The 25,745-nt window shown below is 63.1% G+C and carries 19 protein-coding genes; 12 read left to right on the top strand and 7 right to left on the bottom strand.

The features are described 5' to 3' along the window. The first annotated feature begins 11 nt into the window (after positions 1-11). The 4 genes from parE to ACL9RJ_RS15635 all read left to right on the top strand — a co-directional run bounded on the left by parE (position 12) and on the right by ACL9RJ_RS15635 (position 6,177). Entirely contained in the window at positions 12-1,916 is a 1,905-nt protein-coding gene (gene parE / locus ACL9RJ_RS15650) for a DNA topoisomerase IV subunit B (protein ID WP_103033103.1), read from the top strand. Further along, a complete protein-coding gene (locus ACL9RJ_RS15645) occupies positions 1,916-2,914 on the top strand; it encodes an esterase-like activity of phytase family protein (protein ID WP_178991071.1) in 999 nt (332 codons plus the stop codon). The genes parE and ACL9RJ_RS15645 overlap by 1 nt, the downstream gene beginning before the upstream one ends. A 117-nt stretch (positions 2,915-3,031) precedes the next feature. Further along, on the top strand, positions 3,032-5,290 hold the full coding sequence (parC, locus tag ACL9RJ_RS15640) for a DNA topoisomerase IV subunit A (RefSeq protein ID WP_177083390.1): 2,259 nt from the start codon (positions 3,032-3,034) through the stop codon (positions 5,288-5,290). A gap of 200 nt (positions 5,291-5,490) precedes the next feature. Further along, positions 5,491-6,177, top strand: a complete 687-nt coding sequence (locus ACL9RJ_RS15635; RefSeq protein ID WP_017125090.1) for a PqiC family protein — start codon at positions 5,491-5,493, stop codon at positions 6,175-6,177. A gap of 73 nt (positions 6,178-6,250) precedes the next feature. Here ACL9RJ_RS15635 and ACL9RJ_RS15630 read toward each other — a convergent pair whose 3' ends face one another. After that, positions 6,251-7,795, bottom strand: a complete 1,545-nt coding sequence (locus ACL9RJ_RS15630) for an AhpA/YtjB family protein (RefSeq protein WP_177083388.1) — start codon at positions 7,793-7,795, stop codon at positions 6,251-6,253. A gap of 132 nt (positions 7,796-7,927) precedes the next feature. On the opposite strand from ACL9RJ_RS15630, the gene serB reads away from it, so the two are divergent. Further along, complete coding sequence (gene serB / locus ACL9RJ_RS15625) at positions 7,928-9,142, top strand: phosphoserine phosphatase SerB (protein ID WP_017125088.1); 1,215 nt, start codon at positions 7,928-7,930, stop codon at positions 9,140-9,142. Positions 9,143-9,244: 102 nt separating this feature from the next. On the opposite strand, the gene ACL9RJ_RS15620 is transcribed toward serB, so the two are convergent. The 4 genes from ACL9RJ_RS15620 to ACL9RJ_RS15605 all read right to left on the bottom strand — a co-directional run bounded on the left by ACL9RJ_RS15620 (position 9,245) and on the right by ACL9RJ_RS15605 (position 14,507). Further along, positions 9,245-11,050, bottom strand: a complete 1,806-nt coding sequence (locus tag ACL9RJ_RS15620) for a hypothetical protein (RefSeq protein WP_042934917.1) — start codon at positions 11,048-11,050, stop codon at positions 9,245-9,247. Positions 11,051-11,227: 177 nt separating this feature from the next. Beyond that, entirely contained in the window at positions 11,228-12,091 is an 864-nt protein-coding gene (asd, locus tag ACL9RJ_RS15615) for an archaetidylserine decarboxylase (protein WP_103033102.1), read from the bottom strand. A gap of 18 nt (positions 12,092-12,109) precedes the next feature. Beyond that, a complete protein-coding gene (locus tag ACL9RJ_RS15610) occupies positions 12,110-12,925 on the bottom strand; it encodes a rhodanese-like domain-containing protein (RefSeq protein ID WP_177117816.1) in 816 nt (271 codons plus the stop codon). Positions 12,926-12,968: 43 nt separating this feature from the next. Next, complete coding sequence (locus ACL9RJ_RS15605) at positions 12,969-14,507, bottom strand: HDOD domain-containing protein (RefSeq protein ID WP_017125085.1); 1,539 nt, start codon at positions 14,505-14,507, stop codon at positions 12,969-12,971. 210 nt (positions 14,508-14,717) lie between these two features. On the opposite strand from ACL9RJ_RS15605, the gene motA reads away from it, so the two are divergent. Both motA and motB read left to right on the top strand, forming a co-directional pair. Continuing rightward, positions 14,718-15,569, top strand: a complete 852-nt coding sequence (gene motA, locus ACL9RJ_RS15600) for a flagellar motor stator protein MotA (protein ID WP_017125084.1) — start codon at positions 14,718-14,720, stop codon at positions 15,567-15,569. 3 nt (positions 15,570-15,572) lie between these two features. Then, the gene (motB, locus tag ACL9RJ_RS15595) at positions 15,573-16,613 is read left to right on the top strand and encodes a flagellar motor protein MotB (protein WP_017125083.1); all 1,041 of its coding nucleotides are present in this window, start codon (positions 15,573-15,575) and stop codon (positions 16,611-16,613) included. Positions 16,614-16,689: 76 nt separating this feature from the next. On the opposite strand, the gene rsgA is transcribed toward motB, so the two are convergent. Beyond that, complete coding sequence (gene rsgA / locus ACL9RJ_RS15590; RefSeq protein WP_017125082.1) at positions 16,690-17,721, bottom strand: small ribosomal subunit biogenesis GTPase RsgA; 1,032 nt, start codon at positions 17,719-17,721, stop codon at positions 16,690-16,692. A gap of 110 nt (positions 17,722-17,831) precedes the next feature. Between rsgA and orn the strand changes: the two genes are divergently transcribed. From orn to ACL9RJ_RS15575, 3 genes are all read left to right on the top strand, one after another. Then, positions 17,832-18,374: an oligoribonuclease gene (gene orn, locus ACL9RJ_RS15585; protein WP_212810420.1), complete on the top strand. Its 543-nt coding sequence runs from the start codon at positions 17,832-17,834 to the stop codon at positions 18,372-18,374. A gap of 84 nt (positions 18,375-18,458) precedes the next feature. After that, positions 18,459-19,073 carry a trimeric intracellular cation channel family protein gene (locus tag ACL9RJ_RS15580; protein ID WP_177083818.1) on the top strand — a complete coding sequence of 205 codons (615 nt, stop codon included), beginning with the start codon at positions 18,459-18,461 and terminating at the stop codon, positions 19,071-19,073. A 199-nt stretch (positions 19,074-19,272) separates the two neighbouring features. Then, entirely contained in the window at positions 19,273-23,277 is a 4,005-nt protein-coding gene (locus tag ACL9RJ_RS15575; RefSeq protein ID WP_422765446.1) for a hypothetical protein, read from the top strand. Positions 23,278-23,286: 9 nt separating this feature from the next. On the opposite strand, the gene queG is transcribed toward ACL9RJ_RS15575, so the two are convergent. Beyond that, positions 23,287-24,360: a tRNA epoxyqueuosine(34) reductase QueG gene (queG, locus tag ACL9RJ_RS15570; RefSeq protein ID WP_212810423.1), complete on the bottom strand. Its 1,074-nt coding sequence runs from the start codon at positions 24,358-24,360 to the stop codon at positions 23,287-23,289. 63 nt (positions 24,361-24,423) lie between these two features. Here queG and ACL9RJ_RS15565 point away from each other — a divergent pair, with 63 nt between their 5' ends. After that, positions 24,424-25,284, top strand: coding sequence for an NAD(P)H-hydrate dehydratase (locus ACL9RJ_RS15565; RefSeq protein ID WP_212810424.1), 861 nt, complete (start codon positions 24,424-24,426; stop codon positions 25,282-25,284). Next, positions 25,272-25,742, top strand: coding sequence for a tRNA (adenosine(37)-N6)-threonylcarbamoyltransferase complex ATPase subunit type 1 TsaE (gene tsaE / locus ACL9RJ_RS15560; protein ID WP_422765445.1), 471 nt, complete (start codon positions 25,272-25,274; stop codon positions 25,740-25,742). Before ACL9RJ_RS15565 ends, tsaE begins: the two co-directional genes overlap by 13 nt. The last annotated feature ends 3 nt before the right edge of the window (positions 25,743-25,745 follow it).

Below are 25,745 nucleotides of genomic sequence, written 5' to 3'. Positions count from 1 at the left end.
GACGAGACCCCATGGCCACTCCCAGCGCTAGCTCTTATAACGCAGACGCCATCGAAGTCCTCTCGGGCCTCGACCCGGTGCGCAAACGCCCGGGCATGTACACCGACACCAGTCGGCCGAACCACCTTGCCCAGGAAGTCATCGACAACAGCGTCGACGAAGCCTTGGCCGGGCACGCGAAGTCGGTGCAGGTCATCCTGCACGCCGATCATTCCCTGGAAGTGTCCGACGACGGACGCGGCATGCCGGTGGATATCCACCCGGAAGAGGGCGTGTCCGGTGTCGAGCTGATCCTCACCAAGCTGCACGCGGGCGGCAAGTTCTCCAACAAGAACTACCAGTTCTCCGGCGGCCTGCACGGCGTGGGCATTTCCGTGGTCAACGCCCTGTCGACCCAGGTGCGGGTCCGGGTCAAGCGTGATGGCAACGAATACCAGATGACCTTCGCCGACGGCTTCAAGGCCACCGAGCTGGAAGTGGTCGGCACCGTGGGTAAGCGCAATACCGGTACCAGCGTGTATTTCGCGCCGGACCCGAAGTATTTCGACTCGCCGAAGTTCTCCGTCAGCCGCCTCAAGCATGTGCTCAAGGCCAAGGCGGTGCTCTGCCCGGGGTTGCTGGTCAGCTTCGAGGACAAGGCCACCGGCGAGAAGGTCGAGTGGCATTACGAAGATGGTCTGCGTTCCTATCTGGTGGACGCGGTCAGCGGCTTCGAACGCCTGCCGGACGAGCCGTTCTGCGGCAGCCTGGCCGGCAACAAGGAGGCGGTGGACTGGGCCCTGCTGTGGCTGCCCGAAGGCGGCGACAGCGTCCAGGAAAGCTATGTCAACCTGATCCCCACGGCCCAGGGCGGCACCCACGTCAACGGCTTGCGCCAGGGCCTGCTCGATGCCATGCGCGAGTTCTGTGAATTCCGCAGCCTTTTGCCGCGTGGCGTGAAGCTGGCGCCGGAAGACGTCTGGGAACGGATCGCCTTTGTCCTGTCGATGAAGATGCAGGAGCCGCAGTTCTCCGGGCAGACCAAGGAACGCCTGTCGTCCCGCGAAGCCGCGGCGTTTGTCTCCGGGGTGGTCAAGGATGCCTTCAGCCTGTGGCTCAACGCCAACCCCGAACTGGGCATGCAACTGGCCGAGCTGGCGATCAACAACGCCGGCCGCCGCCTGAAGGCCAGCAAGAAGGTCGAACGCAAGCGTATTACCCAGGGACCGGCCTTGCCGGGCAAGCTGGCCGACTGCGCCGGCCAGGACCCGATGCGCTCCGAACTGTTCCTGGTGGAGGGTGATTCCGCCGGCGGTTCGGCCAAGCAGGCGCGGGACAAGGAATTCCAGGCGATCCTGCCGTTGCGCGGCAAGATCCTCAATACCTGGGAAGTCGACGGCAGCGAAGTGCTCGCCAGCCAGGAAGTACACAATATCGCCGTGGCCATCGGTGTCGATCCGGGTGCGGCGGACATGAGCCAGCTGCGCTATGGCAAGATCTGCATCCTCGCCGACGCCGATTCCGACGGCCTGCACATCGCTACCTTGCTCTGTGCCTTGTTCGTCCAGCATTTCCGACCGCTGGTGGATGCCGGTCACGTCTACGTGGCGATGCCACCGCTGTACCGGATCGACCTCGGCAAGGAAATCTTCTATGCCCTGGATGAGGCCGAGCGCGACGGTATTCTCGATCGCCTGGTGGCCGAGAAGAAACGTGGCAAGCCGCAGGTCACCCGATTCAAGGGCCTGGGCGAAATGAACCCGCCGCAACTGCGCGAAACCACCATGGATCCGAACACCCGGCGCCTGGTGCAGTTGACCCTGGACGATTTCGAGGCGACCTCGGAAATGATGGACATGCTGCTGGCGAAAAAACGCGCCGGTGACCGCAAGAGCTGGCTGGAATCCAAGGGCGACCTGGCGGAGGTGCTGGCCTGATGCGCAGAGCCCTTGCGGCGCTGTTGCTGCTCGTCGCCTGGCCGGCGTTCGCCGATTCGAGCGCGGAACCCGGGTTTCCCGAACTGAAGTTGCTGTCCGAGCACCCGGTCGAAGGCATGCGCGGCGGCAACCTGTCCGGGCTGGCGCTGTGTGGCAAGACGTTGTGGACGGTCTCGGATCGCGACGACGATCTGCTCTACCGGCTGGATACCGCGAACCGGGTCTGGCAGGCCGAGGGCGTGCACCTGGAAGTGCCGCCGGTGCCGGACAGCGGCTTGCCCTGGGGCTTGCAGGTGCGCACCTGGGCGGCCTCGTTCGTCCGGGGTGGCGAGCTGGATTTCGAGGGGGTGAGCTGTGATGACGCGGGTAACCGCTATATCGTCAGCGAAGCCCACGCCGCGGTCCTCAAAGTACCCGCGAACGGCGCGCCGGAGTGGCTGAAGATCACCCCGAACCTGGTACGCCAGGCGCGGGGCAGTGGCATGTTGCTGCATTTCAATGCGATCTTCGAAGGCCTGGCCGTCAGCCCGGAAGGTGACCGTCTCTGGCTGGCTGCCGAGCGCGAGCGCCGGGGCCTGTTGCTGGTCAAGCGCCAGCAGACGGTGTGGGATTGCGAGGGCGCCTGCGTGCTGCTCAGCGAAGGGGGTCGCGAGATGCAGCCGCCACAGTTTCCCAAGGCCAAGGCGGCCACCCGGGACTTTGCCGATCTGTCGCTGTTCGATGGCAAGCTGTTCACCCTGGAACGCAATGCCTACCGGATCTGTCGCCGCGATGCGCACAGCGGGCAGGTCGAGCGCTGCTGGTCGTTTGCCGCCGAAGCGCTCACCGCCCCGCGTATCTATCCGCAGAACTACGGCCTGGCCGAAGCCCTGGTGGTCGACGCCGAGGGGGCGTGGATCGGCCTGGATAACAACAACGGGGCCCGCGCCGATGGCGAGGCCCGGCCGATCGTCTGGCGTTTTGCTGCGCCGGAAGGTGGCTGGAGCGCCGGATCATGAGCCGGTGCTTGCCTGGCAAGCGCGCCGGCCTTGTGTCGAGTGCTTTGAACAAACCTGAATTCACCCAGCGTGGCGGCGCTTTGCCGTTGCGCCAGACTACGAACTGATGAGGCCCGCATGAGCGATTCCCTTGATCTCAGCCTGGATGGCGTAGAACGCCGGTCATTGGCTGACTTCACCGAACAGGCCTACCTCAACTACTCCATGTACGTGATCATGGACCGTGCACTGCCGCATATCGGCGACGGCCTGAAACCGGTACAGCGGCGGATCGTCTACGCCATGAGTGAGCTGGGGCTGGACGCCGACGCCAAGCACAAGAAGTCCGCGCGGACCGTCGGTGACGTGCTCGGTAAATTCCACCCCCACGGCGATTCGGCCTGCTACGAAGCCATGGTGCTGATGGCGCAGCCGTTCAGCTATCGCTACACCCTGGTGGACGGCCAGGGCAACTGGGGTGCGCCGGATGATCCGAAGTCCTTCGCTGCCATGCGTTATACCGAGTCGCGGTTGTCGCGCTATTCCGAAGTGCTGCTCAGCGAACTGGGTCAGGGCACCGCGGACTGGGTGCCGAACTTCGACGGTACCCTCGACGAACCCGCCGTATTGCCGGCACGTTTGCCGAATATCCTCCTCAACGGCACCACCGGCATCGCCGTGGGCATGGCCACCGACGTGCCGCCGCACAACCTGCGGGAAGTGGCCAACGCCTGTGTGCACCTGCTGGATGAGCCCAAGGCCACGGTCGAGGATTTGTGCAAGTTCATTCCCGGCCCGGATTACCCCACCGAAGCGGAGATCATCACCCCGCAGGCCGACCTGCTGAAGATCTATGAAACCGGTCGTGGCTCGGTACGCATGCGCGCGGTCTATCGCATCGAAGACGGCGATATCGTGGTGCATGCCCTGCCGCATCAGGTCTCCGGGGCCAAGGTGCTGGAGCAGATCGCCGCGCAGATGCAGGCCAAGAAGCTGCCGATGGTCGCCGACCTGCGGGACGAATCCGATCACGAGCATCCCTGCCGGATCGTGATCATCCCGCGCTCCAACCGCATCGACCTCGACGAGCTGATGCAGCATCTGTTCGCCACCACCGACCTGGAGTCCAGCTACCGGGTCAACATCAATATCATCGGCCTGGACGGCAAGCCGCAGTTGAAGAACCTGCGCACCTTGCTGGTGGAATGGCTGGAATTCCGGGTCAACACCGTCCGTCGCCGCCTGAAGTTCCGCCTGGACAAGGTCGAGAAGCGCCTGCACCTGTTGGACGGCTTGCTGATCGCCTACCTCAACCTGGATGAAGTGATCCATATCATCCGTACCGAGGAACACCCGCGGGCCAGGCTGATCGAGCGTTTCGCCCTCAGCGAGATCCAGGCGGACTACATCCTCGATACCCGCCTGCGTCAGTTGGCGCGGCTGGAAGAGATGAAGTTGCGCTCCGAGCAGGATGAACTGCTCAAGGAGCAGGCCAAGCTGCAAGCGCTGCTGGCCAGCGAGACCAAGCTGAAGAAACTGGTGCGTACCGAGCTGCTCGCCGATGCGCAAACCTATGGCGATGACCGTCGTTCGCCGATCGTTTCCCGTGCCGAGGCCAAGGCGCTGTCGGAAAACGAATTGATGCCCACCGAGCCGGTAACAGTCGTTTTGTCGGAAAAAGGTTGGGTTCGCTGTGCAAAAGGCCATGATATTGACGCCACTGGACTGTCTTACAAGGCCGGTGATGGCTTCAAGACCTCGGCAGCGGGGCGTTCCAACCAGTTTGCGGTGTTTATCGACTCCACCGGGCGCAGTTATTCGGTGGCGGCCCACACGTTGCCGTCGGCGCGTGGCCAGGGCGAACCGCTGACCGGTCGCCTGACGCCGCCGCCGGGTGCGAGCTTCGAATGTGTGCTGTTGCCGGAAGACGAGGCCTTGTATGTCATCGCTTCCGATGCCGGGTATGGTTTCGTAGTCAAGGGTGAGGACCTGCAGGCCAAGAACAAGGCGGGCAAGACCCTGCTGAGTCTGCCCAACGGTTCCAAGGTGATGCCGCCCAAGCCGGTGACCGACCGCGAGCAGAACTGGCTGGCGGCGGTGACCACCGAGGGTCGCCTGCTGATCTTCAAGATCAGCGACCTGCCGCAACTGGGCAAGGGCAAGGGCAACAAGATCATCGGTATTCCCGGTGAGCGGGTCGCCAGTCGGGAAGAGTACGTCACCGACCTGGCGGTGATCCCGGATGGCGCGACGCTGGTGCTGCAGGCCGGCAAACGTACCTTGTCGCTCAAGGCCGATGACCTGGAGCACTACAAGGGCGAGCGTGGGCGGCGTGGCAATAAACTGCCGCGGGGCTTCCAGCGGGTCGATGCGTTATTGGTAGAAGCTGGCAATTAAGCCGGTTTAGAGCGTTTGTCCTAGCTTTTTAGCGCAGGATCGACGCTGCAACACTGGAGTCATGGCGCATATTCACGGATGATATGCGCCTCTTGGGTGCCCGCGTGGCGGAGTGCCCAAACGAATTTTCTGGATCAGACTGTGGCATGCCTTGTGGTGGCCACCTGGATGGGATGATGACTGTTCTGCGCCTTCCTCTTATGTTGCTGCTCACCGGTGTGCTCGGTTTGGCCGGCTGCAGCGTTCACCAACCGGTTTCTTTGTATCAATTGGACAGTGGCACGCCGGGCCAACCTCAACAAAGCGCGGGCATGTCCGTGGTCCTGGGACCTGTGTCCCTGGCCGATTACCTGCAACGCGAAACCCTGTTGCAACGCCAGCCGGATGGCAGCCTGACGGCGGCGACCGATGGCCGCTGGGCTGGCAGCCTGTCTTCGGACATCAATCAACTGCTGGTCCGGCAACTGGCCTGGCGCCTGGACAGCCAGCGCGTGGTGCTGTCGCCGGCGACTCCGGGCACGACGCCGGATGTGCAGGTATTGCTGTCGATCACCCGCCTGGACTCCGGTGCCAAGCAGCCGGCGATCCTGGACGCGCAATGGCGTTTGCTCGATCGTCGTGGGCAGGTGCGCGACAACCGTATCGTCCACCTCGAGCAGCAGCATGCCGGCACCTCGGCAGCGCAGGTCCAGGCTCAGGGCGAGCTGTTGCAGCGCCTGGCCGAACAGATGAGCGTGGCACTCAAGCCGCTGGCCAATCAGCCGCCATTGGTGGAAGTGCGCAAGCCGGCGGCGGCGCCGGCTCCGGTCAAACAGGCCGAGCCGGAGAAACCGAAGATTCCGATGGCTTCGCCGATCCGTACGGACATGGAAGTGTTTCGTTTCTGAGGCCTGTATTCGAGACAACAAAAAGCCCGCGTCGAAGCGGGCTTTTTGTTGTCCTGCATTGACCGGGGGCCGGTTACTTGCCGCTGTTCTCGTGCATCCGCGCCAGTTGCCGTTCGAGCATCGACGGGTAGGGTTCCATCAGGCGTTCCACGCAGCAGGCGCCTTCAGGGCTGGCAATCGGACGGATACGGGCGCGCTGGCGGATCAGCGCATCGTCGCTGATCTGTCGCTCCACCAGCAGCAGGTTGCGGCTGTGCTGCGACAGCGCCAGGGCATCCTGGGCGGTTTCGGTCAGCAGCAGGTCGATCTGGCTCATGCCGAACAGCTCGTCACCCAGGGTCAGGCCCAGTTGCAGTTGCAGGGTGATGCCGCTGTCGGCGACTTCGATCTGCAACTGGTGGCCCAGCGCCCTGAGCAATTCGCCGCAGCAGATGGCGTTGGTCAGGTAGTCGTCGCCACTGTCCTCGGTATGGAACAGCATCAGCGTGCTGCCGTCGTTCAAGGTGTGCAGTTCGCTCTGGTACAGCGAGGCGGCCTGGTCCAGGCAGTCGCGATACCGTTCCAGCAGTTCGGTCAGGCGGGCCCGGGGCAGGCGACGCAACTGATCCTGGGCGCCCAGCTGGACCGCGAGCACGGCACTGTGCTGGGGCTGCGCAGGCACCACCGGCGCTGGTCTTGGCGCCACGGCGGTGGCGCTGCGCGGGGTTTCCCGCAGGTCGGCGAACGGGTCTTCCTCGTCCAGGTCGAGATCGTCTTCGGCGGTGCTGACGATATGCCGCGGCGCCGGCTTGGGCGTCGGGACTGCCGCGCTTTCGTCGAAGCTGGGGTCACGCAGGTTGCGCACCTGGAAGCTCGGCTCGGCGGGCTCTTCCTCGTAGTCGGTCTCGTCGTAGTCGATTTCCGGCTCGGGCTCGGGTTCCGGCTTGACCGGGGCAAAGCGCGAATGCAACTGGCGGGCGAGGTCGCCGATTTCGTCCTGGCGCTGGGTGGCCGGGGTGTGCTCGTCCATGTCCCGCAACCAGACCCGCAGTTGCAGCAACGGCGTGGAGATATGCCGTCCCAGACGCAGGCTCAAGGCCAGGGCCAATGCCAGCAGGATCGCACTGAGAATGCCCATGCTTTGCAGGCTGATGGTCATCGGCTGCTGGAACTGGGCCATGTCCAGGCTGATCCGCAGGTTGCCGGCGGTCACGTCCTGGAAAGTGATCTTGGTCTGGTAGACCCCTTCGGTTTCCCCCAGCAGGCCGCTTTTCGGACGCTGGCCGGCCTCGGCGAGGATCCGGTTGTCGACGCTGTAGATCGCCGCGTGGGCCACCAACGGGTTTTTCGTCAGGTTGTTGAGCAGCACGTTGAGGCTGAGGATGTCGTTGGACACCAGCAACTCGGTCGCGGACGTGGCGGTCTGGGTGGTCAGGCTCTGGCCAAGGGCATCGGCCTGCTGATGCATGGCTTCCTTGAACTGCAATCCCATCACGCAGGCGTAGATGACCAGCGCCAGCGCGACGAGAATCACGTTGTGGCTGGCGATACGCAATGCAAGCGGTACACGGCGGTGACGCAATGCCCGGAAGATCAGCAGGAAGAAGTTATCGGTTTTGACTGGCGTGGGCCGGTTCACTGAGCGCGGCTCTTTTGTCCGTGAAGTTGACGCGCAGTATAGCGAGAGGCCCTAGACCGGCAAAGCGCTGGCGGTGCCGATGGTCACTGAAAGTGAGTAGAATGCGACTTTTTTAACGAACGGGGGTGCGCTTTGCGCGAAATCGTCCTGATTAACATCACCGGTGAGGACCGTCCGGGTCTCACCGCGGCCATTACCGGCGTGCTGGCACAAGGTGGTGTGAACATTCTCGACATCGGTCAGGCGGTTATCCACGACACCCTGTCGTTTGGCATCCTGGTTGAAATCCCGAGCACCGAGCAGGCCTCGTCGGTGCTCAAGGATATTCTGTTCACCGCCTACAAGCTCGACCAGCAGGTCCGCTTCACCCCGGTGTCGGAAGCCGATTACCAGCATTGGGTCGACGGCCAGGGCAAGAAGCGCCATATCGTCACCCTGCTGACCCGCAAGGTCACGGCCGAGCAGTTGCAGCGGGTGAGTTCGATCACCGCGCAGTACGGCCTGAACATCGATCATATCGACCGCCTGTCGGGGCGCATGCCGCTGGACACCCCGGTCGACCAGGGCAAGGGTTGCATCGAGTTCTCGGTCCGCGGCGAACCGGCCGATCCGCAGGCGCTGCGTGCCGAGTTCCTCAGCGTGGCCCAGGAACTGAACGTCGATATCGCCTTCCAGGAAGACTCGCTGTTCCGGCGCAATCGGCGCCTGGCGGTGTTCGACATGGACTCGACACTGATCGAGGCCGAAGTCATCGACGAACTGGCCAAGGCGGCTGGCGTCGGCGAGCAGGTGTCGGCGATCACCGAGCGGGCGATGGCCGGTGAACTGGACTTCCGCGCCAGCTTCAAGGAGCGCCTGGCGTTGCTCAAGGGGCTGGACGTCAGCGTGCTGGATTCGATCGGCGCCTCGCTGCGCCTGACCGAAGGGGCCGAGACCCTGTTCGCCGAGTTGAAGCGCCTGGGCTACAAGACCGCGATCCTGTCGGGCGGCTTTACCTATTTCGCCCGGCAGTTGCAGGCGAAGCTGGGCATCGACTACGTGTTTGCCAACGAACTGGAAGTGGTCGACGGCAAGTGCACCGGTGTCGCCATCGAGCCGATCGTCGACGCCCAGCGCAAGGCTGACCTGCTGCGCGAACTGGCCCACAAGGAAGGCTTGCGCCTGGAGCAGACCATCGCCGTCGGCGACGGCGCCAACGACCTGCCGATGCTGGCGATTGCCGGGTTGGGCGTGGCGTTCCGCGCCAAGCCGCTGGTCAGGCAGTCGGCCAAGCAGGCGATTTCCACCCTGGGACTGGATGGCGTCCTGTACCTGCTGGGGTTCCGCGATCGCGAAGGGCAGAACTGAGGAAGGGCACCGGCTTGCCGGCGATGAGCGTTTAGAGTCTTGTGGTGTCCGTCCGGACGCCATCGCTGGCAAGCCAGCTCCTACAAGGGGTTGGCTTGGCTCCTACAGGGTTTTCCATAGCGAGCCGAAATCTTCTTCGTGTCCCGCCGCGCCACCCGCGGCCGATTCGCTCTTGATCGCTACCGGCTGCTCGAACAACCGATATTCGAACTGATTGAAGCTGCCGGTGCTGGCCAGGCGTTTGTTCAGCCCGCCGCGGCGTTCGTCGCCATTGGTGTTGATCACCACCTTGTGGCCTTCCTGGAAGGGCAGGCGCGGTGCCAGCAGCGTGGCGGGCACCCCGATGGCGCTGATTTCCGGCAACAGCAGGGCGCGCAGGTACTGGCTGCTCTCTTCGCTGCCGCGCACCAGTTGCAGGCCGCAGGGCTGGGCATGGGGTGCGACCAGCTCGATGCCCATCTGCGTGCCGCCGCTGCGGACCTGGCGGATCCAGCGCACCACCGCGACGCTCCAGCCCTGGGCCGTCGAATCCTGGATGCCCACCAGTTCTCCCGCCTGCAACTGGCCGGGGACCTCCCTGGGCCACGCCAGGCAATAGCCGCCGGGACTGTGGTTGATGATCTGCAGGCCGAAGGTCGGGAAATCCTCGGCGCTGTTGGCGGCCGCCTGGCTGACCTCGGCCTCCGTGGGGTGATACTGGATTTCCTCGTAGGGCAGCAGGGTATCGGCACTGCCGTGGCGCTCGGCGTCGAAGGCGAGCGTCCAGCTGTCCTTTTCCGCGCTGTTGGCCATTTGCGCGGTGAAATGCGCCGCGCGGCTGGCGACCGGGCGCTTGAGGATTTCGCTGAAGGAACGTTGCCCGCCGAGGTAGTAGTGCAGGGCACTCATGCCGATACACAGCGTCAGTTCGCCTTGTCCCGGCGTGCGCTGGAAGGTCCGCTCGGCCGCTTCGCCCCAGGCCGCGCAAAGGTGTTGCAGGGTGTCCAGGCTGAAGCCGGAGGGCACCAGCAGGCGCGACTGGCCGCGCTGGTCGGCGGGCAGTTCGAGGTAATCCTTCATGGCCGCGACCAGGGGCAGGGTGTTGATGCCCATCAGCCCCGGCAATTGCTCGTCGAGGAACAGCGAGGTGTAGCGCGGTGGCGCATCGGCCGCGGGGGCGATGGCGAAGAGACTCGACGGCAGGCCGGCACTCTGCAGCGTGACCAGCGCGCTCCAGGGCTCGAGGACTTCCGCCAGGCGGGCGATATTGTTCTGGCGCATCTGGTTGCTGCGTGAACAGCCCAGCAGCAGCGCGACGATATAGGTCTGCTCGATGGTCAGGGACTGGGTCTGGCTCGCCAGTTCATCCCGTACCGGGTTGCCCTGCACCTGATGGATGATGGCCAGCTGGTACAACTGGTGGACTTCGAACCACAGGCTTTCCGGCACGGGGCAATACAGCTGGCTGGCGCGGATCAGCGGACCGTTCAGGCAATGCAGGGCCCGCTGGATGCCGATGGTCATCAGGGCCGTGCGGTCCTTGCTGAAGCGCGAAGCGACGCGCATCGCGATCTGCTTGTAACCGATGGCCAGGTGATTCTGCAGGGCCTGGCAGAGGTTGGCGACCTTGCGCGGGCGCTCATCGAGGACGATGGACTGATTGAGGAAGTGCCGCTCCAGGTGCTTGCAGACGTAATACACCTCGGGGCGCATCAGTTCGAGCAACTGCAGGCGGTTTTCGCTGGGGGTGAGCAACTGGTTGAGTTCGCCCAGGCCCTGATACAGCAGGCGCGCGGTTTCTCCGAGATTGGCTTTCGGCAGTTCGGCGATCCAACGCTTCAGATCGCGCGGTGTTCCATCGCAGAAGGACAAGCTCAACTGCGTGGGCGTTGGCGCGCGCAACAACAGGTGAGGACTCGGATTACTCATGTAGCGGGCCAGCTCCAGCAAAGAAACAACAGGCGCCATCCATGGGCGGGGTGACAAAAAATTGATGGCAATATAATGCCACGACTCTAGCAGCTATACGGAAAGGACGCAGCCCTGTCGGTCGGATCAGGCTGCGACTCTTTGTCCGGCGGGTGAAGTCTCAGGATAGCCCGCGACTCAGGCTTCCCGGGGCAGGCCCAAACCCTGGCCCATGGTCACCGGTGAACCGGCCACCAGGCCTTCAGCCCATTTTACCTGCTCGGGACCAAACAGCACGATGGCCGTGGAACCCAATTTGAAACGGCCCAACTCGGCGCCTTTTTCCAGGTGGATCGGCGCGCGGGCGGCTTCGTCGTAACGCACGCTCTTCAGCTCGCGCTTGGGCGGCGTCACCAGCCCAGCCCAGACGGTTTCGATCGAGGCGACGATCATCGCCCCGACCAGCACCACGGCCATCGGGCCGCGCTCGGTGTCGAACAGGCAGACCACGCGCTCGTTGCGGGCGAACAGCTCCGGGACGTTTTCGGCGGTGGTCTGGTTGACCGAGAAGATCCGCCCTGGCACGTAGACCATTTCCCGCAGGGTGCCGGCCAGTGGCATGTGCACCCGGTGGTAGTCCTTGGGCGACAGGTAGATCGTCGCGAAGTCACCGCCCATGAACGGCGCGGCGACCGCCGCGTCGCCACCCAGCAGTTCGAGGACGCTGTAGCTGTGGCCCTTGGCCTGGAACACGCGGCCATGCTCGATAGGACCGAGCTGGCTGACGGCACCGTCGGCCGGGCAGAGGATTGCCCCCGACGTCTGGTCCAGGGGGCGTGCGCCTTCTTTCAGGGCACGGGTGAAGAAGGCATTGAAGTGCTCGTAGGCGGTCAGGTCTTCGACCAGCGCCTGGGACATGTCCACCTGGTAGCGCCTGGCGAACCAGGCGGTGAAGGCATTCTTGAACCAGCGCACGCGGCATTCGGCGATGCAGCCGGCCAGGCGCGACAGCAGGTGATGGGGCAGCAGGTACTGGCTGAGGATGAACAAACGCTTTTTCATCAAGGGTCCTTGGAAATCTCAAATCTCTACGGGGGTGTCGGGGTGGTTGCCCCATTCGCCCCAGGAGCCGGCATAACCTTTGACGCGCGGGTAACCGAGCGCCTTGGCCACCAGGTAGGTGAAGCCGGAGCGGTGATGGGTCTGGCAGTGGGTGATGACTTCTTTGTCCGGGGTGATGCCCAGGCTGTCGAGAATCTCCGGCATGTCCTTGCGGATCCGCAGGCTGCGGGCCTGGTCCATGCCGGCGGTCCATTCGAAATTCACGGCGCCGGGGATATGCCCGCCCTTGGCGGCGAGGACTTTTTCACCGGAGTACTCCAGCGGGCCACGGGCGTCCCAGATCGCCAGGTCGGCGGCGCCCAGGCGCGACTGCAGGTAGTCGCGGGTGGCGGTCGGTTCGTCGTGCAGCGTCAGGGCCACCGGGCCGCCGGCGGCCACCGGGGTGTCGGTGGACACCGGCAGGCTTTCGGCCAGCCATGACAGGAGGCCGCCGTCGAGGTAGTGGTAACGGCCGTGGCCGATGACATCCAGCAGCCAGATAAAGCGTCCGGCCCACCCGCCGCCTTCATCGTCATAGACCACGTAGACCGCATCCGGGTTGTGGCCCAGTTCGCCGAACAGCGCTTCGAGCGCGGCCTTCGGCGGCATCAATCCGGGCGCTGGCGGCTGGCCCAGCTGGGTGCGCTTGGGGTCGACGAAACGCGCGCCGGGAATATGCCCGGTGGCATAGCGGGCGCTGCTGGTCAGGTCCACCAGGATCAGCCCGGGCGTGTCGAGGCGCGGCAGCAGGTCGCTGGGCTCGATCACCAGCGGCAAGCCAGAGAAGTCAGGCATGTGAGGTCTCCTGGACGCAAAAGGGAGGATTGTAGCGCAAGCTTCAGGCGCTGCGGTTGGTAAAGGCTTGCAGCGCTTTCTCGATGCACTGCGCGGTCTTGCCGAAGGCCTGCACGGTCATTTCCGAGAGCGGCCCGCCTTCCTGGTCGGCCATGATCAGCATGATCACCCGGCCATTGTTGCTCAACGAACGCAGCAGCAAGTGCTCGCCGGGGAACTGGGCCCGCAGGTTGCCGGGCAGGAGAGCGGAGAACTGGGCATTGTTGGCCGGCGTCAGGCGGATCTGCGCCGGCTGGCTCAGCAGGCGCTGCAAGACGGTGCTCTGGGCAACCTGGAAGATCAGGTTGGCGGCTTCCCTGGGCAGGCCGGCGATCTGGTTGACCCGCAATGCGCTATGGCTGCGGTCGGCCATTAGGATCATCACGCGGCGCATGCCGCAGGCCACCAGGGCGTCGCGAGCGACGGTGGTCAGGTGCATGGCATTGGTGAAGCGACCGGGCTCGGCCAGCAGCTGTGCGCAGTGTTTGCGCCAGGTGCCCAGCGCCTCGGCGGTGGGGGCCGGGGCCGGCAGCAGTCCGGCATGCACGCGGCGGACATGCCAGGGCCAGATCAGGGCTTCGGCCGGGTGCCAGAGGTCTTCCATCGAATGCTGGTTGGCACTCTGGGCCGCCTGCTGGTGGATCTGTTGCTGCAACTCATCCATCGGCTGTTGCAGGTAGAGGCTCGACAGCAGTTGCCAGCGCAGGCAGTGCGGGCTGTCCCAGGCCTGTTGCGCGGCCAGGGCCAGGCCGTTGGCCAGCAGCACGGTATTGGCGGGCTGGTTCAGCCAGCGGCGCAGAGCCGGATCGGCATCCAGCCGCTGTTGCTGGTGCAGCCGGTCATCGCTGTCGCGGGCGATATGCAGCACCCTGGCCAGGGTGCGCTGTTCGGTGAGCAGCAGTTGATAACCCTGGGTCACCCACACCGGCAGGCGCCAGACATCGGCCAGCCCCTGGCACAGCTCCAGCAGGCGGATGCCGAACAGTTCCCGTTCGACGGCGGCGGCCGGTTCGTGCTTGTGCAGCACCCGCAGCTCCCAGTTTTCGAGGAGCTTCGGATGGGTCAGTGCCAGAGGCCACAAGGGCGAGAGAAACAGCAGGCTGCCCCAGTGGATGTCCTGCCAGAGTCGCGCCAGGCGTGCGGCGAACAGGCCGTTGGCCTGCTGGCTGGCGTGCTGGCTGATCAACTGCAACTGTCGCAGGGCCACCGGGATTTCTTCCGGTGGTCGCGCCGGCAGGCGTTCGAGCAGTTCTTCGGTGCGCTTGAGGCCCAGGCGATTGATCGCCACCTCGAGGTTCTCGGCCGGCTCGGTCATGCTGCCGTGGGTGTGGTGGTTGGCTTCGCAGATCACGCTCAGCGCCAGCGCGGGGCTGTCCTGCATCAGCTCGGCGATATCGCGCAGCGAGCTGCGGTTGTCGCGGATGGCCCGGCAGACGCGGTCGTGACTGTCCTGGGGGACGGGTAAACGCACGCCTTGCAGCAGCTTGATCCAGCCCTGCAGCGTGTCGGGTTTCTGCGTGGAGACAGTCGTTTCGTTAGCCATATTCGAGCGCGGTCATCATCACTGTTAACAGGCCCGTAAAGGGCTGGGCAGGCGCTGCGCAATCGACCGGCGTTGCTGGCACATGGCCGGTTTTCTGGCTTTTCGCCTGAACTGGCTATAGTCTGGCGCAGATTCGCCGATAAGGAGAAGAAGAGATTTATTAACTTCCGAATATGACCTTGAACCCGACTCAGTAAGTGCTCTCTACCTATGGCTAAAATTATCGGCATCATCGTCGTATTCGCGAGCGTGCTCGGCGGGTACGTGCTTTCCCACGGCAAGATTGCCGCCCTGATCCAGCCCTTCGAGGTGATGATCATCGGTGGCGCGGCCTTCGGTGCGTTCCTGCAGGCCAACCCCGGCTACATGACCATGCACGTGGTCAAGAAATCCCTGGGCATGTTCAGTTCGCGCTTTACCCACACTTTCTATCTCGAGGTGCTGGGCCTGATCTACGAGATCCTCAACAAGAGCCGCCGCGAAGGCATGATGGCGATTGAAGGGGATATCGAAGACGCCGCCGCCAGCCCGATCTTCGCCAAGTACCCGGCCGTGCTCAAAGACGAGCGCATGACCGCCTACATCTGCGATTACCTGCGCATCATGTCCTCCGGCAACATGGCTCCCCATGAGCTGGAAGGCCTGTTCGACATGGAGCTGTTCTCCATGAAGGAAGAGCTGGAGCATCCGGCCCATGCGGTGACCGGCATCGCCGACGCCATGCCCGGCTTCGGTATCGTCGCGGCGGTACTGGGGATCGTGGTGACCATGGCTTCCCTGGGCGAAGGCGACCAGAAGTCCATCGGCCTGCACGTGGGGGCGGCCCTGGTAGGTACCTTCTTCGGTATTCTCGCCGCCTACGGTTTCTTCGGTCCCCTGGCGACTTCCCTGACCCACGACGCCAAGGAAGAGCTGAATATCTACGAAGCGATCAAGGCCTCCCTGGTGGCCTCGGCTTCGGGCATGCCGCCTTCGCTGGCGGTGGAGTTCGGGCGCAAGGTCCTGTATCCGAAGCACCGTCCCAGCTTCGCCGAGCTGGAACAAGCGGTTCGCGGTCGCTGAGTCATGGAAAACAATCAGCCGATCATTATCAAGCGCGTCAAGCGCTTTGCCGGCGGGCATCATGGTGGCGCCTGGAAAATCGCCTTCGCCGACTTCGCGACGGCGATGATGGCGTTCTTCCTGGTGCTGTGGTTGCTGTCTACGGCGACCCCGGAACAGAAGATCGCCATCGCCGGCTATTTCAAGGACCCGATCGGCTTCTCCGAGAGCGGCACGCCCTACATCATCGACCTGGGCGGTTCGCCGGTGCTGGCGCCGGACAAGACCCTCAATCCGGAAGTCAAATCCCAGCCGCAACCGGACAAGGTCACGGTCGACACCGACCAGGTCGAGAGCATGGCCGAACAGGTCGAGAAAGAGCGCCTGGAGTTGCTGCTGCAGGAGTTGCACAAGAAGGTCGACGAGAGCCCTGAGCTGCAGAAGTTCAAGGATCAGATCCAGTTCGAGATCACCCCGGACGGCCTGCGTATCCAGATCATGGACGCGGAAAACCGGCCGATGTTCGACTCCGGCAGTGCGCGCCTGAAGCCTTACTTCGAAGACATCCTGCTGGCCATGGCCGACACCATCAAGGCGGTGCCGAACAAGATCAGTATCAGCGGTCATACCGATGCCAAGCCGTACGCAGGCTCCGGTGACTTCGGTAACTGGGAACTGTCGGCCAACCGCGCCAACGCGGCCCGTCGGGCACTGGTGGCGGGGACCTATCCGGACACGCAAGTGGCGCGGGTGGTGGGTTATGCTTCGTCGTCGCTGTTCGACAAAGCCAACCCGTTCAACCCGGTCAACCGTCGCATCGATATCGTCGTGCTGACCAAGAAGGCGCAGAAGGCCATCGAGGGCGAACAGGGTGCCGATGACGACAAGCCCGCCCCGGTCCCGACTCCGGGCCAGGGCGCGCCGGGCGAAGTGCCGGCCGACCCGAATGCGTTGCCGGCGGACAAGCAGCCGCTGCCCGCCCATGAGGTGCGACAGCGCTTGAACATCTTCGAGGACGGTGTCTTGAAGATGGACGAACCGGGCAAGCCGAAGACCGGCTCATAAGCCGATAAACAACAAGGCCGCGATTATCGCGGCCTTGTTGTTTGGGTGGTGTTTCAGTCATTTGGGGCGACAGAGGTCAATAGCTGTCCTGCGGCAGGCTGGCGATGATCGAGCGGTAGCTGTTCATCCGCTGTTGCTGCACGCGGCCGTCTTCCAGGGCCTTGAGCAGCGCGCAGCCGGGCTCGCGATCATGCTTGCAGTCGCGGAAGCGGCAGGTGCCGATCAGGTCGTTGAACTCGATAAAACCCGCCTCGACGTCGGCACGGCTGACGTGTCCCAGGCCGAATTCGCGGATCCCCGGGGAGTCGATCAGTTCACCGCCGCCGGGGAAGTGGAACAGCCGCGCGGTGGTGGTGGTATGGGTGCCCTGACCGGACAGTTCGGAGAGCGGGCCGACGCGGGTGTCCACTTCGGGCAGCAGGCTGTTGACCAGCGAGGACTTGCCGACCCCGGACTGGCCGACAAACACGCTGATGCGCCCGTCCAGTTGTTGTTGCAACTGCTCCATGCCGTTGCCGTGATGGGCCGAGACTTCCAGCACCGGATAACCCAGCGTGCGATACACCGCCAGCAGTGCGTTCAGGGCCGGGGCATTCTGCTCGTCGATCAGGTCGAACTTGTTCAGCAGCAGCAACGGCCGGATGCCAGCATGCTCGGCCGCCACCAGGTAGCGGTCGATCAGGTTGGCATGGGGTTCGGGCAGCGGTGCGAAGACGATCACGATCATGTCGACGTTGGCGGCCACCGGCTTGAGCTGGCCACGGCTGTCCGGGCGCTTCAGTTCGGTGGTGCGCGGCAGTTGCGCGACGATCACGCCAATACCCTGGTTGCCGGCACGCCAGACCACCCGGTCGCCGGTCACCAGCGCCGGCAGGTTGGCCCGCAGATGGCAGCGGAATACCTGGCCCTTGAGCTCGCCTTCCAGTGCCTCGACTTCGACCTGCACGCCGAAGTGGGCGATCACCAGGCCCGTCTGCTCGGCGCCCAGGTCGCCGCCTTCCAGTGCCTCGACGGCCTGGGATTCGCGTTTGGCGGCGCGTGCGGCGCGTTCGCCCTGGATCTTTTCGATGCGCCAGTTCTGGCGGCGGTTGAGCTGGCGTTTGGCCATGGGTGTTCCGTGTCGTTGAATCGGCGGGGAGGGGCAAGCGGTCGCGAGTTTAGCACGCCCGGCAAGCGCGGCCTGCGCTAAACTGTGCGGCTACGCCGAGGAGCCAACCCATGCAAAACCCACAGAATCTGATCTGGATTGACCTGGAGATGACCGGCCTGAACCCGGACACCGACGTCATCATCGAAATGGCGACCATCGTCACCGACAGCAACCTCAACACCCTGGCCGAAGGCCCGGTGATCGCGATCCATCACAGCGATGAAGTGCTGGCCGGCATGGACGAGTGGAACACCCGTCAGCACGGCGGTTCGGGCCTGACCCAGCGCGTGCGCGAGAGCCGCATCAGCATGGCCGAGGCCGAGGCGCAGACCATCGCCTTCCTGGAACAGTGGGTGCCCAGGGGCAAGTCGCCGATCTGCGGCAACAGTATCTGCCAGGATCGCCGCTTTCTCGCCCGCCATATGAAGGCACTGGAAAACTATTTCCACTACCGCAACCTGGACGTGTCGACCCTCAAGGAACTGGCCGCGCGCTGGGCGCCGCACGTGCGTGACAGTTTCCAGAAGGGCAGCACGCACCTGGCGCTGGACGATATCCGTGAGTCGATCGCCGAGCTGCAGCACTACCGCAAGCATTTCATCAAGTTCTGATCCGCAGCGGTGCCTGCCGCGCTGCGCTCTTTTGGGGCGCGGCGCAAGTCAGTAGACTGCGGGCCTTCTCCTGCCCGGATCGCCATCATGCTGCTGATGCTCTACCTCGTCGCCATTACCGCTGAAGCCATGACCGGCGCATTGTCTGCCGGACGGCGTGGCATGGACTGGTTCGGCGTGGTGCTGATCGCCTGCGTCACCGCGCTTGGCGGCGGTTCGGTGCGCGACGTCCTGCTGGGGCATTACCCGCTGACCTGGGTCAAGCATCCGGAGTACCTGGTACTGACTTCGGTCGCGGCCCTGGTGACGGTGTTCATCGCGCCGCTGATGCGTCACTTGCGCTCGCTGTTCCTGGTGCTCGACGCCCTGGGCCTGGTGGCCTTCACCCTGATCGGGTGCATGACCGCCCTGGAAATGGGCCAGGGCATGATGGTGGCTTCGGTCAGCGGAGTGATCACCGGGGTGTTTGGCGGGGTGCTGCGTGATATCTTCTGCAACGATATTCCCCTGGTCTTTCGCCGCGAGCTCTATGCCAGCGTCTCGTTCGCCGCCGCCTGGTGTTTCCTCGGTTGTACTTATTGGCAACTGCCCAATGAACAGGCGATTCTGATCACGCTTTTTGGTGGCTTTCTGCTACGCCTGTTGGCAATTCGCTTTCACTGGGAAATGCCGAAGTTCGTCTATAACGACGAAGCCTAGTGGGCCTATATATCTATAGTTTGAAACCTTATTGTTGATCCGATCGGACAGGGTCCGATCAACAAATTGCGTTTTTCTTTTGAAAAGGACAACGAGTAGCCTTGTGACTCATAAGTAGTAATAAGGATATTACGATGTCTGAGTCTTTTCTGTCCGCTTGTCTCCCTCCGTGCCTGATCGGGCGGGATGGGGTTCTTGTATGAACAGACTGTTGTTCGATTATGGCTCGAATCGCTACGAAATATCGGGTGACGCATTGAGCCAGGATGACCTGGCGTACCTCGCTGAAACTCAACGTGTCCTGGAAAAATATAAAGTCTGTTTTCCCGAGCTGTATCTGCAAGGCAAGGAAATACATGCCACGCAAGGTGGCAAGAGCTATCTCCTGGGAACAATCCATACCCAGGGAGCGGATGAACAACGAATTATCTATCCCTGCTTTCGGGAAGAGTTCGTATTTGATTTTCTTCGCGATATGTCGTCCTTTTCTTTGTGGCGTGACCTGGATGGCGAGTTGGCGGCTTCTTACCCTCTGCTCAAGTCGGCGTTGATAAGGGAGGGGGTTGCCGAAGAGCATCGGATCAACTGGGTATTGACCCGGGACTTTATCGCGATGGTCACTCCGGCGGGCGAGAACTCCAGCGTTAAAAAACAAGAGCTGGATTTTTTGAACGGGCTGCTTTCTCTCCAGCAGGTCGGGGCCGCACAGGCGAAGATGCGACGCTTGCAAGGTGTGAACCTGGCGAATCCGCCGGCAACGGATAGCGCATCGGGTCCGGGAAGTCGTCGCAAGCGTGCCATTGAGCACACATTGAATCTGCTGGTGGGTGACGATGTTGCCGATGTCAGACTCTATCAGGTGGTCGCGGCGCAAAGTCCGGATTCCGCTGCCAGTATGCGTCTTGTTTCGAAGTACTACACACAATGGAAAGGGCGTATCAATACCCGGCAGGAATTTGCCAATTTCCTCCTGGCGATCAATCTCGGCTCAATGCCACCTTCGCTGTTTACCGGGTTCCATCAATTAGGCGCCTTGAGACAGCGACGCGTGACACAGGTCCTGCTCACGCTACCCAACGAAGGCTCTCCGGAGTGGCGGAGGATGCTGCTCAATATTCATGGCGAGTTCGATCAGTTCAGGCAGCGGGCGCTGGGTCGCATACTCAAGCCGGGGGGCCGCAGTTACCTCGAGTTGGGGGCCGACTATTCAATCAGCAATAACGACCTGGTCATAAAATATTCCGCGGCGGCGGCGCCAGGTGTCGAATTTGACGGAGTCGTCAATGTCATCGCCCACGGTCAGGATATAGAGCGACGCGTGTCCGGTTATCCGGAAAAGGTTGCGGGCTGGCTGCACGACAACCTGCTCGCCAATTATGGCGCGACAGGGTTCAGGAAATTGAAGGTGATCAATTTTCAGTCCTGCCATATTCCTGATGTGCTGGCGAAGCACATTACCTGTCTTTTCCTGGAAAGGTCGTCGGTGTTTTTTGAACCGGATCGAATTCCCAATTTACTGATCATCTCCAGTCCGCGATCGCCGCTGGTATTGACGTCGCAGCTGCTACTCGGTCGTGCCCTGTCGAGTCTGTGGCAGGAGCAGCACTTTGTTTTTCCCGGGCATGTGCTCAAGGCGTTCAGGCACCTGATCGATAACTCTTCGGGTATTCAGGTGGCGATCAGCGAGAATTTTCACTGGTCTTCTACCTTTACCGATCCGAACTATCTTTCATTCGCGGATTACCTGAGAAGCACACAGGTTTTACAGGCGGATCGACTGTTTACGGAAACGCCCGGTATTCCTTATGTCGATAAGACCACGTTCGACTCTATCAACCGCGTCACACGCGCGGTGCTCGATCTGCGCAGGTCGGGAGTGGAGCAGTGTGCCCAACTGATCGTTGATCGGTTTCCCGGGGCGGTCGGCGATGTCCAGAGGCTGGTGTCGGTTGCCTCCATCGCCGAAGGGCCGGATATGCTGCCAGTCGGCGAAGTCGATACCGTGCGCAAAGTGATAGGTTTTCTGGCGCAATTGAAGTCGGCAGCGGACCGTCGGGATTTTCTCGGCGGTTATCAGATTTACCATGCGACGAAAATAAAAATCCTGATTGATCCCTATGATCCCCATGGGCCTGCAAAGATCAGGCACTTCACCGACCTGATCTTCATATTGTGCGGTTCCAGGATGCCTGGCACCGAAGAGCGCTATGAGGCCGCCTATAAAAAGCTCTTTCTGCTGGAGAAGGAGGAGTATCGGGCGATGACCGGCATCGATATCGATTTCGCCGCCCGGCAGTTTTTCAAGAATTATCCGTATATACAGTTCGCTCCGAGCGAGTTTCATTCCTTTCAAGCACCCAGCCCTCAGCCGGACATGGTGACCGTGGACACCGGCCTGCTGCGGGGGCTGCAGGGCAGCGAACAGTTGGGGATGCCCACACGGGAACTGCGGCGATTGCTGGACGCCGGGGACGAAATAAATACCCTGTCGGCCATGGAGCGGCTGGAAAGCAGCCTGGACAAGAAGAAGCCATTTCTCAACGACTCGCGTTCGCTGAGAAGCCTGCAAGAGACCCGGGAAAATCTCGAGCGCGCCAGGACCCGTCTCGAGAAAAAGCAGTTGTCACCCATCGCCCTGAAAGCCACTGCGCGCTTGGCCGCCGGCTCCAGTCGCCTGCTCGGGGCATTCGGGGTCTTCGCGGACTTCCGCACCCAGCCCTTCCACCTCGACTTTTCCTCGGTCAGGTCGGGGCTGTTCAGCACCAGCGATTCGCTGGCGGTGGTCAAGGGGGTCTTCGATTTCAGCTCCGATATCGGCCCGGCACTGGCCTTGCGCCTGGCCTCCAGCGCGTCGCGGGCACTCTGGCAACCGCGGCTGGACCAGCTGTTCTTCAAGATGAACAAGGTGCTGCTGCCCCTCGATGTGCTGTTCACGGCGGTCAGCCTGTATCGCAACGTCGAAGGCGCACGGTTGGCCAGGAGCGTCGAGGAACAGGCGCTGTATATCACCATGACGGTGATCGATGGCGCCTCGTTCGGTCTGGGCCTGGCGGGCTTTATCCTGATCGGTGTGCCCGGGGTCGGGGTCGCGCTGATTCTGGTGGGGATGGCCCTGGCCGTGGTGAACATCCTGCTGAACGCCATTGTCAGCCTCTCGCAACTGGAGAACTATCGCTGGGATGAAAAGGTTGGCCTGTTCTTCGGCAACCTGTTCGGGGCTTCGGCACTGCACGGCATTCTCACCCAGCAGCAGATGCGCCAGGCGGCGGATCAACTGTTCACCGGGGTGAGCGAAGAGAGTATCGATCTGTTGCTGACGCCGATGATCAATGACGCCGACGACAGCGACCAGACCAATCCGCTCAAGGACATCGGTTCGATCAGCCAGGGTTCCAGCCTGCGCCAGCAGCCCAAGGGTTATACCTTGTCGCCGCTGGGGCTGAGCCCGGACGACCTGCAGACCTGGTCGGACGGGAAGGACCAGGACAAGACCGTGCAGGTCCACAAGGGCTGGTACCTGCGTCGCCGGGAGCGCCCGCGCAAGCTGATGGTGACGATGCCGTCCACGCCGAACACACGGCTGGAACTGCTGGATTTCGGTGCGATCCCGACGATCCTGCTGTTCGGTGCCACGCCCCACCTGTTGCTGGAGGCCAATCCGTTTGGCTGGGCGGCGGGAGAGTCACCCCAGGAGCGGGCGCTGAACCGCTACCAGGTCAGGCTGCACCGCGAGACGCCCTACACCCTGCAGTTCAAGAAAAGCGTGCTGAGCTCAAAGGACTTCGACTCGAACTTCGGCAGTCGGACGGAACTGCTCGTTCCGCCGGGGGATTTCCCGACGCTGCCGCAAGTGAGCCTGGACCTGTCCGGCCAGGACCGCGAGACCCTGGCGGAGCTGGACTTGTCCCGCTCGTCGCTGGAGATCGTCAAGTTCAAGGGCAAGAGCACCTTCCGGCTCGACCTGGTCAGTGCCGATGACCAGGCCGCCTGCGCGCTGGAGCAGGTGGTGCGCACGGTTCAACTGCCGGCGCATATCTCGTTCAAGAGCGGCGAGACGCACCCGGTGATGGCGGTGGTGGGGGAAAGTTCGCGGATCACGCTGAGGCATTCGACGGGGCATTCCCTGCTGTTGCTGAAGGCGCAGGTGCGTCGTTGCGATATCGAGCTGCAGGCCCCGGTCAGTGGGTTTGCGCTGTCTGCTTGAACCCGACGGTCAGGGGGCGTTGCGCCCGGCATGTTGATGCAGTGCCCACTGCACGTGTTCCCTGACCAGCTCCGACGGATAGTCCAGGCGGGCATTGAGGGCTTCCAGTACCACAATCGTCGAGGGCGCGTTGCCCAGGCCGACCGCCAGGTTGCGTAGCCAGCGCTCGTAGCCGGCCCGGCGCAGCGGCGAGCCTTCGGTGTTTTTCAGAAAGGTCTCTTCATCCCACAGGAACAGTTCGGCCAGCCCGGCATTGTCCAGGCTGTGCCGGGGCTTGAAGTCTCTTTCGTCGGAGGCGCGGGCAAAACGGTTCCACGGGCAGACGATCTGGCAATCGTCGCAGCCGAACACCCGGTTGCCGATCAGGGGGCGCAAGTCTTCTGGGATCGCGGTTTTCAGCTCGATGGTCAGGTACGAGATACAGCGTCGCGCATCCAGCACATAGGGGCCGACAAACGCCGCCGTCGGGCAGATATCCATGCACGCCGTGCAACGTCCGCAATGCTCGGTGGCATGGGGGGCGTCCACCGGTAGCGGCAGGTCGACGAACAGCTCGCCGAGGAAGAAATAGCTGCCGGCCTTGCGATTGAGCACCAGGGTGTTCTTGCCGATCCAGCCGAGCCCGGCCTGTTCGGCAATGGCCTTTTCCAGCACCGGGGCGCTGTCGACGAAGGCGCGGTAGCCGAACGGGCCGATGACCTGCTGGATGCGCTCGGCCAGTTGTTGCAGGCGCTTGCGGATCAGCTTGTGGTAATCGCGGCCCAGGGCATAACGCGAGACATAGGCCTTTTCCGGCTCTCCCAGGCGCTGGGCCATCTGCGTGTCGCCGGGCAGGTAGTCCATGCGCAACGACACCACGCGCAATGTCCCGGGCACCAGTTCGTCGGGGTGCGAGCGCTTGCTGCCGTGCGCGCCCATGTAGTCCATGTCGCCGTGGTAGCCGGCATCCAGCCAGCGTTGCAGGTGCTGCTCATGCTCGCCCAGCTCGACGCCCGCGATACCGACTTGCTGAAAGCCCAGCTCACGGCCCCATTCCTTGATGGATTGGGCGAGGGCGGGAAGGTCGACGCTATTTACAGGCATGAGACAGGAGAAACCTAGGCTTTGGTGCGTATAATTCTGCCAGACATCAGAGCCGAACGACGCATGCCGCAGACCAAACCGCCTTTTCCCGATATTCAGTCACTGACCCTCGCCACTTTGCCGAGCCTTCCCGCACGTCAACCGGACGCCCACAAGGGCCAGTTCGGCCACGTGTTGCTGATCGGTGGCGACCGGCGTTTCGGCGGGGCGATCCTGCTCAGCGCCGAAACGGCCCTGCGCGGTGGCGCGGGCCTGGTCTCCCTGGCGACGCGGCCGGAACACGTGGCCGCTGCCCTGGCGCGCCTGCCGGAAGTGATGGTGGTCGGCGTCGAGTCGGCCAATCAGTTGATGGACGTGCTGGAGCAGGCCACGGTCCTGGTGGTCGGCCCGGGCCTCGGGCAGTTCGCCTGGAGCCGCAGTCTGTTGTCGCTGGCCGCGAACGCCGCGGTGGCGCAGGTCTGGGACGCCGACGCGTTGAATCTGCTGGCGAGCGGCGAGACGCGGCTGCCGGCCGATTGCGTGATCACCCCGCATCCGGGCGAGGCCGCGCGCCTGCTGGGCATGTCGACAGCGCAGGTGCAGGCCGATCGTGTCGCCGCGGCACGGGCCCTGGCCGCGAAGTACCAGGCGGTGTGCGTGCTCAAGGGCGCTGGCAGCCTGATTGCCGCGCCGGATGGGCGGCTGTCGCGCTGTGAGCGCGGTCATCCGGCCATGGCCACCGCCGGGCTGGGCGATGTCCTCGCCGGCCTGATCGGTGCCTTGCGCGCCCAGGGCCTGGCGGCATTCGAGGCGGCTTGCCTGGCGGTCTGGCTGCATGCCGGCGCCGGCGAGCTGCAAGGCAGAAAGGGCCGTGGGCTGGCGGCCAGTGACCTGATTCCAGCCATCCGTCAGTTGCTGGAGGAGCAATCGCCGTGTCTGAACTAACCCTGCAATTGCCTGACGAAGAAAGCATGGTGGCGTTTGGCCGGAAAATCGCCGAAGTGACCGCCGGTGTCGGGGTGATTTTCCTCGAAGGCGACCTGGGCGCCGGCAAGACCACGCTGTCGCGCGGCATCATTCGCGGGCTGGGGCATGCTGGGGCAGTGAAAAGTCCGACTTTTACGCTGGTCGAGCCGTACGAATTCGCTGAAGTTCGTGCCTACCATTTCGATCTTTACCGCTTGGTCGATCCCGAAGAGCTCGAATACCTGGGGATTCGCGACTATTTCGACGGCGATGCCCTGTGTCTGGTGGAGTGGCCCGACAAAGGTGCAGGCTTTTTGCCAAAGCCCGACCTGACCATTACCATTAGCCCGCATAATGGCGGACGTTCGCTGTGTCTGTTGTTCCAGGGGTCGCGAGGCGAGGCCTGGTGTGCCGCACTGGCATTGGAATTCAAATAAATG

The organism is Pseudomonas sp. Mn2068 (assembly GCF_049319725.1).
Classification (GTDB): Bacteria; Pseudomonadota; Gammaproteobacteria; order Pseudomonadales; family Pseudomonadaceae; genus Aquipseudomonas; species Aquipseudomonas gingeri.
Note: the sequence above shows the minus strand (reverse complement) of the source record. Positions and strands in the feature narration are given on the sequence as shown.

Bases quoted from the DNA above. Each gene is read 5' to 3' on its own strand.
- parE (WP_103033103.1), top strand. From the start codon at position 12: ATGGCCACTCCCAGCGCTAGCTCTTATAACGCAGACGCCATCGAAGTC.
- ACL9RJ_RS15645 (WP_178991071.1), top strand. From the start codon at position 1,916: ATGCGCAGAGCCCTTGCGGCGCTGTTGCTGCTCGTCGCCTGGCCGGCG.
- parC (WP_177083390.1), top strand. From the start codon at position 3,032: ATGAGCGATTCCCTTGATCTCAGCCTGGATGGCGTAGAACGCCGGTCA.
- ACL9RJ_RS15635 (WP_017125090.1), top strand. From the start codon at position 5,491: ATGTTGCTGCTCACCGGTGTGCTCGGTTTGGCCGGCTGCAGCGTTCAC.
- ACL9RJ_RS15620 (WP_042934917.1), bottom strand. From the start codon at position 11,050: ATGAGTAATCCGAGTCCTCACCTGTTGTTGCGCGCGCCAACGCCCACG.
- asd (WP_103033102.1), bottom strand. From the start codon at position 12,091: ATGAAAAAGCGTTTGTTCATCCTCAGCCAGTACCTGCTGCCCCATCAC.
- ACL9RJ_RS15610 (WP_177117816.1), bottom strand. From the start codon at position 12,925: ATGCCTGACTTCTCTGGCTTGCCGCTGGTGATCGAGCCCAGCGACCTG.
- ACL9RJ_RS15605 (WP_017125085.1), bottom strand. From the start codon at position 14,507: ATGGCTAACGAAACGACTGTCTCCACGCAGAAACCCGACACGCTGCAG.
- motA (WP_017125084.1), top strand. From the start codon at position 14,718: ATGGCTAAAATTATCGGCATCATCGTCGTATTCGCGAGCGTGCTCGGC.
- motB (WP_017125083.1), top strand. From the start codon at position 15,573: ATGGAAAACAATCAGCCGATCATTATCAAGCGCGTCAAGCGCTTTGCC.
- rsgA (WP_017125082.1), bottom strand. From the start codon at position 17,721: ATGGCCAAACGCCAGCTCAACCGCCGCCAGAACTGGCGCATCGAAAAG.
- orn (WP_212810420.1), top strand. From the start codon at position 17,832: ATGCAAAACCCACAGAATCTGATCTGGATTGACCTGGAGATGACCGGC.
- ACL9RJ_RS15575 (WP_422765446.1), top strand. From the start codon at position 19,273: ATGAACAGACTGTTGTTCGATTATGGCTCGAATCGCTACGAAATATCG.
- queG (WP_212810423.1), bottom strand. From the start codon at position 24,360: ATGCCTGTAAATAGCGTCGACCTTCCCGCCCTCGCCCAATCCATCAAG.
- ACL9RJ_RS15565 (WP_212810424.1), top strand. From the start codon at position 24,424: ATGCCGCAGACCAAACCGCCTTTTCCCGATATTCAGTCACTGACCCTC.